Below are 13,682 nucleotides of genomic sequence, written 5' to 3'. Positions count from 1 at the left end.
ACCAGCCAAGGTAAACGATAATGAACTTCACAACCTTCGGAATAAAACAGAAATTCATTCATTCTGTGGCGCTTTTAGTGTTAGCGGTATCACCTGTGTTCGCATCGGCCGCCTCGGCGCAGGAGCCCGGAAAAGGGGTCTCCATCACCCCGATCTTTCCGTCAATCGCCGAGGAGCGGTTCCGCGGAGAAATTGCAATGGCGGGCCTCAAGGAATTGGGTTACGACGTTGAAACGCCAAAGGAAACCGAGTACTCAACCATGATGGTTGCGATTGCCAATGGTGACGCGGATTTCTCCGTGCATCTGTGGGAGGAACTGCACAAATCCTTCTACGAGAAGGCTGGCGGCGATGAGGTGATGGTGAAAACCGGCGCTATCATGCCGGGCGTGTTGCAGGGCTACATGATTGACAAAAAAACGGCCGATGAGCACCACATCACCTCGCTCGCAGATTTGCAGAAACCGGAAATTGCCAAACTGTTCGATGCCAATGGTGACGGTAAAGCCGACCTCACGGGTTGCAACCCGGGCTGGGGCTGTGAGCTCATCATTGCGCACCAGATGAAAGCCTATGACTTGACGAAGACCGTTTCCAATAACCAGGGCTCCTATTTTGCATTGATGGCGGACACCATCGCTCGTTATAAACAAGGTAAGCCGATTCTCTATTACACCTGGGTACCTCAGTGGATCTCCGGTGTTCTGGTCGAAGGTAAAGATGTTGTGTGGTTGACCGTGCCGCGTACGGATCTTCCAGGTGGCAAAAACGATACCAACACGACCTTCGATGGTAAAAACCTTGGGTTCGCGGTAGACAGTGTCAGAGCGGTCATCAATAAAGAGTTCGCCGAGAAAAATCCGGCCGCCGTGAAGTTCCTGTCTGAAATGCAGATCACTACCGACGATGAAAGCGCGCAAAATCTCAAAATGCACAATGGTGAGAAAAGTGCAGCCGACATTACTCGTCACGCCAAAGAATGGATCGCGGCCCATCGCGCGAAATACGACACCTGGCTGGCAGACGCACGCGCTGCGGCGAATACCGCCACCGCCAAAAACTAGTCCCTTCATTTAAATCTGCATAAGAGGTTGCCCTCCCCCGGGCAACTTTTTCATCTGTTTCGGTGTTCATCATTCAGGAATCATGAAATGCAGTTGTATTCATTCGTCCAGAATTTCAGTTACAAGGACGCTCCCCTGCATACACGCGAGTTGGTTAAAACCTGCCTGCTCGACATCATTGGTGTGGCCGCCGGAGCTCGCAACAATCAAACCAGCGTGATGCTCAAAACCTACGCTGACACCCATTACTCCGCCAACAAGCTGTCCAGCCGCCTCTGGTTCGACGGCAGAGCCGTACATCCATTGGGTGCCGCGTATGCGGGCGGTTTCTGCGTTGATAGCCTGGATGCACATGAAGGTCACTTCACCTCCAAGGGGCACGCGGGTGCGACCGTGGTCCCGGCCATCGTTGCATTGGTCGACGCCTGTCGCAGTCAAGGCAAGGACATCAGCGGCGAAGAATTTCTCAGCGCACTGTGCATCGGTTACGAGACCGCGTTACGGGCGGGCCAGGCATTGATGGCCACCGCCCCTGAATATCATGCCTCAGGTGCTTTTTCCGGGATCGGGGTCGTTTGTGCTGGCGCCCGCTTGCTGAAGCTTGATGAAACCACGTTCCGTCATGCGCTCGGTATCGCGGAATACTTCGGCCCGAGGTGCCCGATGATGCGCCTGGTGAGCTTCCCGACGATGTTGCGTGATGCCCACGGCGCCGGGGCGTATGCCGGACTGAACGCACTATTGATGGCACAGGTAGGTGTCACCGGCGCTCCAGCCGCCACCGTTGAACCTTTGGAAATTTCCACTTTCTGGCAGGACATCGGAACCCGCTGGGAGATCGACGAGCAATATTTCAAACCTTGGCCGGTCTGTCGCTGGGCGCAACCGGCGCTCACGGCCATGACTGATTTGATGCGAGCACATCCGGTCATCACTGCAGCGTTGATCGAGACCATTGATGTGGAAACTTTCCACGAGTCTGTGTGCCTGCAGGGGCATTTTCCAAAGAATGCGGACGAGGCCCAGTATGCGCTGGCGTTCCCCCTGGCTGCCCTGATCGTTCGCGGGAAGCTGGGGCCTGAAGAGGTCACCGGGGATTCCATTCACGCGCCAGACATCTTGAGTATCAGCGAGAAAATAACCCTCCATGAGGCGCCAGACCTGTCCGCCAGGTTCCCGGAGGAAATTCTGTCCCGCGTCACGGTTACCCTGAAAGACGGCACGCGCCTTACGAGCCCGACCGCAACGGCCAAGGGCGACCCCGGCAACTCTATGTCGAGTGACGAACTCACCGCTAAATACCATCTGTTGGCTGATGACAGCTTGGGGACCACACTCAGCAATGCCATCAAGCACAGTGTTGAAGCATTGCCCGGCAGTGGTGACTGCCAATCATTCTTTGAGTTGTTGTTGTCCGCTCCAAAAACCGCGGCCTAGATTGCACAACGGTTTCATGGCTATTCGTTCAGGTTTCAAAGAGGATTTATGCCCTTCGTATTCGAGAGCGTGCTCAAAGACAAGAACAGGGGCTACTCCTGTACGGCGCAGAAACCAGTAAAGCCGCAGGCGGTGACTCGTGTAGCTTTCGTACTGATGAACAACTTCTCGATGATGTCATTTACCGGTGCTATCGATGCGCTGGTGACTGCCAACCTGATCAGCGATACACCGGCGTTTGAAGTGTTGACTGTCGGCATCAGGGGCCGTCTTGTGATGAGCGATCTGGGAATTGCGATTTCAGCAGACCTGGAGCTATCACAACTACCGGATCGCATCGACGTTCTCATCGTCGCCGGTGGGTTGCGAGTGAAGCTGATCAGCGACCCGTTATTACGGCGCAAGCTGCGTAACGCCGCCTCCCTCGGCGCGACCATGGGCGGTTTGTGGAACGGGGCATTTTTCCTGGCAGAAGCTCAACTCATGGACGGCGTCGAGTGTGCGTTCCATCCCGATGGGCGAGCGATGATGGAGGATGTTTTCCCCAAGGTGCTGGTCTCTCGTCGAACGCACGTCATCGATCGCAACCGCATCACGTGCGCCGGCGCCAGCAGTTCGTTACGCATGATGCTGGAGCTCATCACCGCTAAACAAGGCGTGTCGCTGACCCATGCTGTCGAGGAAATACTCAGTTGCGATCAAACCTCTGAAGTCTCCGGGATATCGACTGTCATAGTTGACTCAGACCCCACCTTGCCCCAAACCCTGAAGCTCGCTTTAGAACTGATGCAAAAGAATATCGAAGAACCGCTATCGATCGACGAGCTGGCTGAGTGTGTGAATATTTCCCGACGACAACTGGAGCGTCGTTTCTGCCGTTTCGTGGGCGCCACGCCCACACGCTACTACCTTGAACTTAGATTGACTCGGGCGCGGCAGCTTATTCTGCAGAGCAATCGGCCTATCACCGATATCGCGATTGCGACCGGCTTTTGTAGTTTCGCCAACTTCCATATGCGCTTTCGGGACTTCTTTGGCGTGGCGCCAAGCAGTTATAGAGCGACGTATGAGCGCAGGCGTTAGGTTTTCCGAAAATCGGGCCCGCAAAAAAACCTGAATCCGCATTGTCCAGGCCGAGCAAACGATGGCTAGCATCATCGATAAGGAATACCGAGAATTATGAATGCGCCATCCCCGGTATTGGTCCCCACGGCTAACCACCGCGAGCGGATGTCTACACGCATCGCCTTCCTGATCGCGGGCTTACTCATGTCCGCATGGGCGCCTATGGTCCCATTGGTCAAAGCCCGTGCGGGCCTGGACGATGGTGGCCTGGGGTTGCTGCTGCTTGGCTTGGGTGGTGGATCCATTGTGGCCATGCCCTTCGCGGGCTATCTCACTGCACACTATGGATGCCGCCCGGTCGTAATCTGGGCGACGATTGTCTTGTGCGCCGTTTTTCCGCTGTTGAGCACCGTGGCGTGGCTGCCTGGCCTGGTCATCGCTGTCGTTATTTTCGGGGCCAGCATGGGCATGCTGGATTGCGCCATGAACATACAGTCCGTCATCGTCGAGAAAAACAGCGGGCAGGCACTTCAGTCCGGCTTCCATGGCCTTTACAGCGTTGGAGGCATATTGGGCGCCGGGGCGATGACGGCTCTGCTGACTTTGGGCCTGCATCCGCTGATTGCTGTGCTCTGCATCGTTGCCACCGTTTTGGGAGCGCTCTACAAGGCAGCGCCTGCTTTTCTGACTTCTGGCACTGAACGGGGTGGGCCATTGTTCGCGGTGCCCAGGGGTATCGTGCTGTTTTTAGGCGCGCTCTGTTTCATCGTCTTCCTCACTGAAGGTGCAATACTCGACTGGAGCGCAGTTTTCCTTGTCTCGACCCGAGGGTTAGAGCCAAGCATGGCCGGCTTGGGCTATGCCTCCTTCGCGGCGGCCATGACGGTGGGCCGCCTGACAGGGGATGCCATCGTCAGCAAACTGGGCGGCGTGCGCGTCGTTGCGCTTGGCGGACTCTGCGCGGCCGCAGGCATGCTCGTATCGCTTGGTATCGATGGCTGGGCCGCGTCCCTGATTGGCTACGCGCTGGTCGGTGCCGGATGCTCGAACATTGTCCCTGTGCTCTTTACTGCTGTAGGCCGCCAGCAACGCATGCCACAGGCGGTAGCCATCCCCGCTGTCATCTCGATGGGCTACGCGGGGATTCTGGTAGGACCCGTATTTATCGGGGCGGTCGCCCATCTGAGCACTTTGTCATTCGCTCTTGGCTGCGTGAGTGTGCTGCTGGTTTTTGTCAGTGCTACGGCTCGGTTGCTTCGCAATTAGCCGGATTTTTTCAGGCGCCACTTCGGCATAGGCCATTGCGAATCGAGCTCATCCTTCAGAAAGGGTCACGCGACAACTCGATGGATGTATCACTTGGGCAATCCCTGCGACGAAGCACTTTATAGATCTCGGAAACCACCTGCATCGTTGCGTCTTCGATCGATCCTTCATTACGACACAACACCCAGCCGTGATCGGCAATTGCTCGCTCGAACGCCTCTGTACAAGCGACATGTTCTTCCAGCTTATGAATCACGGTACTGCCCAGCCCGCGCCCTCGTGCCGCCGCCCTTGCCCACGAAATGTCAGGAGTAGTGACGACCCCGACATGCAGGTCTGGCACTCGCACGTTTCGGTCAATGTTCAACTGTAGAATTTCTGCAAATGGGACTAACCGGCGAAACGCCGCATCTGACGGGTACCACCGATCAATCAGGATGATGCTGTCTGGTGGCTGTTTAGTCAGCACGTGCCGGGAAATCCAGGTACGGCTATCCGCAAAGCGCTCACAAACCCTCAACTCCAGATCCCGAGTGGGATTTCTGACGAGCTTGTTAACGACGGTCATTGTTTCCCCCCTATAGGGATCGCTTTTTTTCTCGCAAAGTCGGATCACCTTTTTGTTGTCGGCCCTCAGTACTTTCGTCACGGCTTCCAACAGTGTGGTTTTGCCGGCTCCCTTGGGCCCATCCAGAGAAACAAACAGCGGACGATTCATTCTTCACATAACGATTGAGATTCGGTTTTTTTGCCCGGTTCGTTCGCTGGAAGCGCTTGGCGCGACTACGCGAATCGAGTGGAGGGACCTTATGAACGGACTTTGATGAACACTCTAACTTGGTTTCTGGCTAACGGGTCTCAAAACTGCCAATGCTCAAGCTTGATCGGCTCATCGAGCACATTCCTGACCTTCGGCCGCAGAGGGGACACCTTTGCCATGACGCCATGACGCCATCCTCCGTCCAGTTCAGGAATACGATTAACGGTCCGGTACCCAATCTCGGTTGTAACCTATTGATAGATATAGGCTCTGGACTACGCATCCGCGCTACAATTATTTGCTTACAAAATAGCAGCTCGCAAAACATCGAACCTGTAACTACAAGTGATAGGTTGAGCGGCCTGAATTGGCCATGAGATGCACAGCCTTAATCATGCGCATCCACCTACCCACCCTCCCTGCCTTCGGGGCCTATTTAGCCCTTTCCTGCCTGTTTTCGGTCGCATGGTTCACCCATCCTGCTCCTGTGCACTCATCCTTTGCCTTGATGAGTCCCGTAAGAGCGGTGACTGATCAAGTTGCCAAACCCATCTATACCAGTCGTTTTGCCTCATCCGGCCTGGTGGACTTCGTGCATTCCTCGGCGGTAACCGCCTTGCCTGACGGCAGTCTGATGTCGGTCTGGTTCGCGGGTACCCGCGAAGGCGCATCCGACGTTCAGGTGCGCTCTGCCCGCTTCGACGCGGTAACTGGCGAATGGGGGGCGGAACAGGTATTGGCGACGCGGGATTCGACCCAACAGGGCACAGGAAAATACATCCGCAAACTGGGCAACCCGGTCATTGCGCTCGCACCGGACAACCGCCTCTGGCTGTTCTACGTGTCGGTGTCCATGGGGGGCTGGGCCGGTAGTGCGGTCAATGTGATGGTCTCTGACGATTATGGTCGCCAGTGGTCCGCGCCGCGCCAATTGATCACCTCGCCCTTTCTGAATATCAGCACCCTGGTACGTTCCGCCCCGGTGTTTCATGCCGACGGTTCCATCGGCTTGCCGGTCTATCACGAATTTCTGGGCAAGTTTGCCGAGTACCTGTACCTGAGCGCAGACGGTGATGTGATCGATAAATTCCGCATCAGCCATGGCAACAACTCATTGCAACCCACGGTCGTTCCGCTGGATGGACAGCGCGGTATCGCCTTGTTGCGCTATGCCGGAAACACCCATCACCGTGTGCTGGCGGCCCGCACTGAAGACGCCGGGCAATCCTGGAGCGATCCTTATCCGCTCGACCCCTCCAATCCGAACTCCTCGTTGGCCGCCATCGCAACGCCCGAACACGGGTTGCTGGTGGCGCTCAATGATTTGCAGGAGGGCCGCTTCAAACTGAGTCTTTATGGTACCGACGCAAAAATGGACGATTGGCGCTCGCTGCGGGATCTCGACAAATCACCCGATCCGGAGGGCGATACGTTTTCACCCGAGGCATACAAGGAAATCATCGGCAGAGAGTTTCGCGGATCCAGTGGCGCACTTCGCCAACCGCTGGAGGCGCAGTTCCTGAACAACCTCGACACCCGGGTCTGTAAGGCGCAAGGCTGCAGTTTCGAATATGAATACCCGTACTTCATCCGAAGTCCCGACGGTATGTATCACCTGGTTTATTCCTGGAACAACACTTTCATCAAGCACGTCACCTTCAACGATGCATGGTTGTCGGAGCGTGCCAAATGATCAACCTGTGGCAAGCCCATATCAGCTTCACCCTGATCATCTTTCTGTTGCTGCCTTCCTTCGGTTTAAAGACGACCGCGAGGATCACGCTGTTGATCGCCTTGCTGGCAGCCAGCTTCATACCGCTGGGTGGCTTGTCGTTGGCTGCGTACTTGCGCAGCCACATTGATGACCTGGCGGTCACGACATTGGTGTTCATGGCGTGGGGGTGTTTGCGGCGACTGGGTTTCCTGTCGTCTGCGCAGCAAAGCACGACCAGCGTATTGATCATCTTCGCTGCGATGGCGCTGGTGCTCTACCCGGCAACGCTGGGGTTGAGTTATCTGGACCCTTACCGGTTTGGCTTCAGCCCGCGTCCGTTGCTGATTTTCGTCGCACTGCTCACGGCAGGTCTGTTTTACCTGCGCAGTTACCTGGCCGTCGTGATGCTTGCGAGTGCGACCCTGGCCTTCATCGTCGGGGTAAAACCCTCGCATAACTATTGGGATTACCTGGTTGATCCGCTGCTGGGCCTGTATTGCTGCGCGGCACTGCTGATGCAGGCGGTGCGCTGGTCGTATGGCAGGTTGAGCACGCTGCGTAGCTCAGTGAAAGAGTCCTGATCCGTTTGAGATTCAACGACATTTTTAACAGGGGAACAGGGATGGGTTGGCTGCAATCAAGACGTTTGCATTATTGGCTAGGCGCAACAGCCATTGTATTTGTGCTGTTTGCATTGCTACGGGTGGTGTTCTTTTTCGGTTTTTCCGGTTTCGACGCCAAAGCATTGAGCGACGACCATGCAGTCCTGGAAACGCTGGGCATCGGCTTTCGTTTCGATCTGCGCCTGGCCATCCTGGTCATGTTGCCACTGGCGTTGCTGGCCTGGATTCCGCGTTGGAATCTCGTCAGCAGCCGCCTGCTTCGCCAATTGGCACGCGTGTATGTGCCAGTCGCCATGGGCGCCCTGCTGCTGATCTATATCGTCGATTTTGGCCATTACGCCTACCTGGGCGTGAGGATCAACGCCACCGTGCTGCGCTTCATCGAAGATGCGCAAATATCCCGAGACATGGTCTGGCAAACCTACCCGGTCATCTGGATTTCATTGGGGTGGCTGGCAACAGTTGCATTGGTGACGCTGGCCCTGGTGCGCCTGGAACGCGTGACACTGGACCGCCCACGCAAAGCCATTCACCCGCTTTCCGCCACCTGGGGTGGTGCGTTGATGGTCGTGTTGGTGCTGTTGGGCATCTTGGGTCGTGTCGAGAACATGAATCTTGAAAACCCTGTCCCGTTGCGCTGGAGCGACGCGTTCTTCTCTGGCAATAACCAGGTCGCTGCGCTGGGTCTGAACCCGGTGATTTTCCTCTATGACACGGTCAAGGTCGGCCAGTCGCGCTATGACGAAGCGCAGGTGCGTGAACATTACGCCGTGATTGCCAAGTACCTGGGGGTCGACCAGCCCGACCCGCAAACCCTGAATTTCGTCCGTCATCAAGCGCCACAACCCTACAAAGTATCCAGCACACGGCCGCCGAACGTGATGTTTGTGATGCTTGAGTCGCTGGGCACGAGTGCCGTCGGGGCCTATGGCAACCCGATCAATCCGACGCCCAATATCGATCGCCTGGCCACTCAGAGCTGGTTCTTCGAGCACTTCTACGTACCGGTCACCGGGACCGCAAAAACCGTTTGGGCCAGCATCAGTGGGGTTCCAGACGTCACTCGGCAGGAAACCGCGACGCGTAATCCGCTGATCACCAAACAGCACACATTGATCAATGCCTTCACCGGTTACGAGAAGATCTACACCATTGGCGGCAACTCCGGTTGGGCCAACATGAACGCCTTGATCCGGCAAAGTATCGACGGGGTTCGTTTGCTTGAGGAGCGGGACTGGGAATCCCCGGTCGTGGATGTCTGGGGGATTTCTGATCTGGATCTGTTCAAGGAAACCGACAAGATCCTGCAGGCATTGCCCAAGGACAAACCGTTCTTTGCCTATGTGCAGACGGCCGGCAACCATCGCCCCTTTACGATTCCCAAGAGTAATGACGGATTCGAGGTCAAGCACCCTACCCTGGCGGAAGTTCAGGCCGCAGGATCGCGCAGTGTCGAGCAGTACAACGCCGTGCGCTTGCTGGACTTCAACATCGGGCGCTTGATGGAAATCGCCAAGGAAGGTGGCTACTACGACAACACCATTTTCGTGCTGTTTGGCGACCACAACACCCGTATCGCCCAGATCCCTTTCCTGGCACCGGCTTATGAGCAACTGGGTCTGGAAAGCAACGCGGTGCCCATGATCATCCATGCACCGGGCCTGCTCGGCACGCGGACCGTCAAGGAAGCCGTCGGCCTGGTGGACTTGCTGCCAACCGTGGCCGGCATGGCCGGCCTCGAGTTTCGCAACAGCGGCCTGGGGCGTGATATCCAGCAGCCTGCGCCAGAGGGGGAACGCGTGGTGCCACTGGTGCTGCGTGAAGGTACGTTCCCGTTGATTGCGGGCGTCACTCAACACTACATGGTGCAGATGCAGCACGATGGCAGCTCGCCGACGTTGCACGACCTGGCCTCACCGACGCCGCTGGACAACGTGGCCCGGCAAAACCCTGGAGAGTTCGAGCGCCTGGTGCAGCTGACCCGCGGCTTGCATGAAACTTCAAGGTTGATGCTGTACCAGAACGTGCGTAAGTAACCGGGATCGCCAGCCCGATTACGTCGGGGCCGGACTACCGCACCGGCCCCGATAGCGTGCACGCACGATCATTTACTCGCGATCCTCGCCCTGCCCTTCCTTCCCGTCCTCCGAATGGACCTTGAGGTAGCTGTTGACCGCGACGCCTAATGTCGGAAAGAACGCAGCTTCACCAAACCGCTCGAAAAGCCCGAAGCGCTTCAGCTTGTCTTTGACGGGGTCCTTCATCTCCGCCACGCAGAGCGTGATGCCAGCTGCGTTCAAGGTTTCATCCAGTTCGGCCAGCATGTCGGCGGAAGTCACATCCACGCTGGTGACCGGCTCCGCTGCTACCACCAGCCAACGAACCGGCGTGGGCGATGTCGCCACGGCGTCCAGCACTCGGTCATGGAACAGTTCTGCGTTGGCAAAAAACAACGGGGCATCCCAGCGAAACAGCACCAGACCGGGAATAAGATTCGCCTGCGGATAACGCGTGATGTCGTGATAGCCCTGGACGCCTTTGGCGCGCCCCAAGACCGCAGAATACGGGCGCCAGGCATCCCATAGAAACTCGATCACCGCCACGACGATGGCCAGGCCAATGCCTTCGATGGCGCCGAATACGGCCACACCTGCCGTACAAACGATCGATAACCAGAACTCCCAGCGCTGGATACGATAAATCCGTCGCAGGTCGGTGATTTCGATCAGGCCGATCGCCGATGCGATGACCACCGCCGCCAGTGCGCTGGTGGGCAGGTTCTTCAGCAAATCCGGGGCAAACACCAGCAATAAAGCAACAGCCAGTGCTCCCACCACGCCGGCAAGTTGTGTTCGGGCACCCGCAGCCTCGGCCACGGGAGTCCGTGAAGAACTGCTGCTGATCGGAAAGCCCTGGAACAAACCGCTGGCAAGGTTGGCGACGCCGAGTCCTACCATCTCCTGGTTTGGGTCGACATAGGTCTGGGTGCGCGCCGCATAGACACGCGAGAGCACACTGGTGTCGGCGAACGAGACAAGCGCAACGGCGCACCCCCCGATCAGCACAGGAACGATATCGGCACTGCTGATCCAGGGGATGGCAAACCCCGGCAGGCCTTGGGGCAGAGAACCGAGGACCGCCACATCGTAGGATGCAAGATCCAGCACGCCAACGGCAACGGTGGCTCCTGCCACGGCGATCAGAATCCCCGGCACGCGTTTTTTGTCCTTGAGCAACAAGATGACCGCCATGGTGGCCGCGCCGATCATGAAGGTGGTCCAGTTGGTTTTTCCATCCATCACCGAGGTGGCAATGGCCCACAGGTTGCGCAACGGTCCGTCGGTTTCGATCGAAAAGCCGAAAAGCCTGGGTAGTTGGCTGATCAATACCGTCAGTGCAATGCCGTTCATGTAGCCATAGCGAATCGGTTTGGAAAGCAGCTCGGTGACGAAACCCAGCCGCGCTATACCCGCCAGGATGCACACGGTCCCCGAGACGATCGCCATCATGCCGGCAAGGGCAATCGCGCGATGCGGGTCGCCGCCGGACAACGGCAGTACTACCGCGAGAATGACGGCAGCCAATGAGGAATCGGGCCCCAGCACCAGGATTCGGCTCGGGCCAAACAACGCATAAGCGAGCAATGGAACAATGGTCGCGTAAAGGCCATAAATGCCGGGCACCCCCGATGCCACCGCGTAGGCGATACCGACGGGCACCAGCATGGTAGTGAGCACGAGTCCGGCCACAATGTCGTGCTGCAGCCATGCCATCTTATAGCGACCCAAGGTCTGCAGCCCCGGCAGCCAACGGCGCCAGGTGGTTTGATCGCCAGTGTGCTTGCGTGTAATCCGACCCGGTTCAGGACCGGGAGGCAGAGCATCCGAATCGCTCATGGGACTTTAGCCCTCAGGGTTAACAAATCGCGTGCGGCAGGTGTGGAACAAGCTCGAGACTTAGGGTGTTCAAACGTCGCAAATTCATAAATGTACGCCGGTCAAACGATGTTCTTCTCCTGAGCCTCAGCGGATGATGTCAATGTGCCCTCATTGCAACTGATGCTGACCTTCTCGATCTCTATCGCTTAGCTGACTCAGGAATTATGGACTATGGAAAGCTGGAAGATCAGGACTCACCTGCTTGTGCTCACTAGCACTTTGCTGCTGGGTCTATTGTGTGTCGGCGGGCTCGGACTCTTGGGAATGCAATCCGCTGTACACAGTCTGGAGACCGTGTATCTCGATCGAGTCGTGCCCCTGCGCGACTTGAAAAAAATCGCTGACCTGTACGCCGTGGACATCGTCGATGCCACCCACAAGGCACGTAATGGAAACTTTACCTACGCTGAATCATTGACCCGGATAGAGCAAGCGCAGAGGGAAATCGATCAGACGTGGCAAGCATACAAATCGACAACACTGATTCCCGCAGAAACCCGTTTAATCGCGCAAATCAATCCGCTAATGGAAGCCACCCACGGGCCATTGCAAAACTTGCAGGGCATGCTGCGCCAGAACGACAACGCCGGGCTTGCACGTTTCGCAACAGAGCAGTTGTATCCACTGATCGATCCCTTGTCAGCCAAGTTTTCCGAGTTGATCGAGGTTCAGCTGGTGGAGGCCAAGAACCAGTTCGAGCTGAACCAGATCGCCTATACCTCCAGTCTCCGGTTCAGCCTGTTGATTCTGGCATTGGCGCTGATCGCGGGCGTGGCCTACACGTTTTTGTTCTCCCGACTGTTGAGTCGTCAGCTCGGTGCCGAACCGGCGGAACTTGCCGCCATCAGTTCGAACATCGCCCAGGGGCAACTGGCCCCTACACAGTTTGATCTCCAACAGCAGTCGACGGGGGTGCTGCACTCCGTCCAGGCGATGCGCCACAGCTTGAGCGACATGATCGGCAAGATCAGCCAGGCCTCCGAGCAGATCGAGAGTGCCACACTGCAACTGTCTGCATCTTCCGAACAAGGATTGAGCAGCGCCGCCCTGCAAAGCGAGACAGCTTCCTCCATGGCGGCCACAGTAGAAGAGCTTTCCGTCAGCATCACGCACATTGCCGACAATGCCCGACAGGCACAGAGCACCGCGCAGAAAGCGGGCGAAATCACCAGCGAAGGCATGGAGGTCATGCAAGCATCCATCCAGGAAATGGATCAGATTGCCGATCTGGTTGCACAAAGCTCATCTGACATCGATCAACTGGCGGTTCAGTCTAACGACATCAGTCTGATTGTCGGGGTGATTCGGGGCATCGCCGAACAGACCAATCTCCTGGCCCTCAATGCCGCCATCGAAGCGGCACGCGCGGGCGAACAAGGTCGCGGCTTCGCCGTGGTCGCCGATGAAGTGCGCAGCCTGGCCGCACGCACAGCCCAATCCACCACGGAAATCGTGGCCTTGGTCAACGCCATACAAAACGGCATGGTCAAAGCCAAAGACAGCATGGCCGCTGGCTGTGAGCGCGTGACCCATGGCCAGAAACTGGTCGAAAGCGCGGGCCTTTCCATGGGCAGGATCAAGGGTGCACTGGACGAATCCCTTGCGGCCGTCAGTTTCATTTCGTTGTCGCTCCAGGAACAACGCGCCGCCAGTGAACAGGTCGCCTGCAACGTCGAAAGAGTGGCGCAAAGTGTGGAAGAGAACGCCACAGCCCAAGGCGGGATCGTTCGAACGACCCAGGAACTCAAGGCAATGTCCGACGGACTGGGCGTTATTTTGCAGCGGTTCAGTTTCTGAAAGACCTGACCCCCGTCA

The 13,682-nt window shown here is 57.0% G+C and carries 10 protein-coding genes; 8 read left to right on the top strand and 2 right to left on the bottom strand.

Translation table 11 applies throughout. The features are described 5' to 3' along the window. Positions 1-20 precede the first annotated feature (20 nt). From proX to ACM6I5_RS11155, 4 genes are all read left to right on the top strand, one after another. Positions 21-1,064: a glycine betaine/L-proline ABC transporter substrate-binding protein ProX gene (proX, locus tag ACM6I5_RS11170; RefSeq protein ID WP_080995141.1), complete on the top strand. Its 1,044-nt coding sequence runs from the start codon at positions 21-23 to the stop codon at positions 1,062-1,064. A gap of 87 nt (positions 1,065-1,151) precedes the next feature. Further along, entirely contained in the window at positions 1,152-2,501 is a 1,350-nt protein-coding gene (locus ACM6I5_RS11165; protein ID WP_414883831.1) for an MmgE/PrpD family protein, read from the top strand. 48 nt (positions 2,502-2,549) lie between these two features. Continuing rightward, on the top strand, positions 2,550-3,584 hold the full coding sequence (locus ACM6I5_RS11160) for a GlxA family transcriptional regulator (RefSeq protein WP_414883830.1): 1,035 nt from the start codon (positions 2,550-2,552) through the stop codon (positions 3,582-3,584). Between the two features lie 96 nt (positions 3,585-3,680). Beyond that, positions 3,681-4,832 carry an MFS transporter gene (locus ACM6I5_RS11155; RefSeq protein WP_414883829.1) on the top strand — a complete coding sequence of 384 codons (1,152 nt, stop codon included), beginning with the start codon at positions 3,681-3,683 and terminating at the stop codon, positions 4,830-4,832. Positions 4,833-4,887: 55 nt separating this feature from the next. Here the strand turns inward: ACM6I5_RS11155 and ACM6I5_RS11150 are convergent, their stop codons facing one another. Beyond that, positions 4,888-5,550 carry a dTMP kinase gene (locus tag ACM6I5_RS11150; protein ID WP_414883828.1) on the bottom strand — a complete coding sequence of 221 codons (663 nt, stop codon included), beginning with the start codon at positions 5,548-5,550 and terminating at the stop codon, positions 4,888-4,890. A gap of 436 nt (positions 5,551-5,986) precedes the next feature. On the opposite strand from ACM6I5_RS11150, the gene ACM6I5_RS11145 reads away from it, so the two are divergent. Genes ACM6I5_RS11145 through ACM6I5_RS11135 form a run of 3 tightly spaced genes read left to right on the top strand, consistent with a single transcriptional unit; the run spans position 5,987 to position 9,965 of the window. Further along, positions 5,987-7,285 (top strand): sialidase family protein, encoded by a 1,299-nt coding sequence (locus ACM6I5_RS11145; protein ID WP_414880509.1) that lies wholly within the window; start codon positions 5,987-5,989, stop codon positions 7,283-7,285. After that, entirely contained in the window at positions 7,282-7,887 is a 606-nt protein-coding gene (locus ACM6I5_RS11140; protein WP_414883827.1) for a hypothetical protein, read from the top strand. Before ACM6I5_RS11145 ends, ACM6I5_RS11140 begins: the two co-directional genes overlap by 4 nt. 41 nt (positions 7,888-7,928) lie before the next feature. After that, positions 7,929-9,965 (top strand): LTA synthase family protein, encoded by a 2,037-nt coding sequence (locus ACM6I5_RS11135; protein ID WP_017338814.1) that lies wholly within the window; start codon positions 7,929-7,931, stop codon positions 9,963-9,965. Between the two features lie 72 nt (positions 9,966-10,037). Here the strand turns inward: ACM6I5_RS11135 and ACM6I5_RS11130 are convergent, their stop codons facing one another. Beyond that, on the bottom strand, positions 10,038-11,825 hold the full coding sequence (locus ACM6I5_RS11130) for a SulP family inorganic anion transporter (protein ID WP_414880460.1): 1,788 nt from the start codon (positions 11,823-11,825) through the stop codon (positions 10,038-10,040). A gap of 213 nt (positions 11,826-12,038) precedes the next feature. On the opposite strand from ACM6I5_RS11130, the gene ACM6I5_RS11125 reads away from it, so the two are divergent. Beyond that, on the top strand, positions 12,039-13,664 hold the full coding sequence (locus tag ACM6I5_RS11125; RefSeq protein ID WP_414883826.1) for a methyl-accepting chemotaxis protein: 1,626 nt from the start codon (positions 12,039-12,041) through the stop codon (positions 13,662-13,664). The last annotated feature ends 18 nt before the right edge of the window (positions 13,665-13,682 follow it).

This window comes from Pseudomonas sp. IT-P171, assembly GCF_949767765.1.
In the GTDB taxonomy this organism is placed as follows: domain Bacteria; phylum Pseudomonadota; class Gammaproteobacteria; order Pseudomonadales; family Pseudomonadaceae; genus Aquipseudomonas; species Aquipseudomonas fluorescens_B.
The sequence above is the reverse complement of the archived record's forward strand: the minus strand, read 5'-3'. Positions and strand labels throughout refer to the sequence as shown.

Bases quoted from the DNA above. Each gene is read 5' to 3' on its own strand.
- ACM6I5_RS11140 (WP_414883827.1), top strand. From the start codon at position 7,282: ATGATCAACCTGTGGCAAGCCCATATCAGCTTCACCCTGATCATCTTT.
- proX (WP_080995141.1), top strand. From the start codon at position 21: ATGAACTTCACAACCTTCGGAATAAAACAGAAATTCATTCATTCTGTG.
- ACM6I5_RS11165 (WP_414883831.1), top strand. From the start codon at position 1,152: ATGCAGTTGTATTCATTCGTCCAGAATTTCAGTTACAAGGACGCTCCC.
- ACM6I5_RS11135 (WP_017338814.1), top strand. From the start codon at position 7,929: ATGGGTTGGCTGCAATCAAGACGTTTGCATTATTGGCTAGGCGCAACA.
- ACM6I5_RS11125 (WP_414883826.1), top strand. From the start codon at position 12,039: ATGGAAAGCTGGAAGATCAGGACTCACCTGCTTGTGCTCACTAGCACT.
- ACM6I5_RS11130 (WP_414880460.1), bottom strand. From the start codon at position 11,825: ATGAGCGATTCGGATGCTCTGCCTCCCGGTCCTGAACCGGGTCGGATT.
- ACM6I5_RS11160 (WP_414883830.1), top strand. From the start codon at position 2,550: ATGCCCTTCGTATTCGAGAGCGTGCTCAAAGACAAGAACAGGGGCTAC.
- ACM6I5_RS11155 (WP_414883829.1), top strand. From the start codon at position 3,681: ATGAATGCGCCATCCCCGGTATTGGTCCCCACGGCTAACCACCGCGAG.
- ACM6I5_RS11150 (WP_414883828.1), bottom strand. From the start codon at position 5,550: ATGAATCGTCCGCTGTTTGTTTCTCTGGATGGGCCCAAGGGAGCCGGC.
- ACM6I5_RS11145 (WP_414880509.1), top strand. From the start codon at position 5,987: ATGCGCATCCACCTACCCACCCTCCCTGCCTTCGGGGCCTATTTAGCC.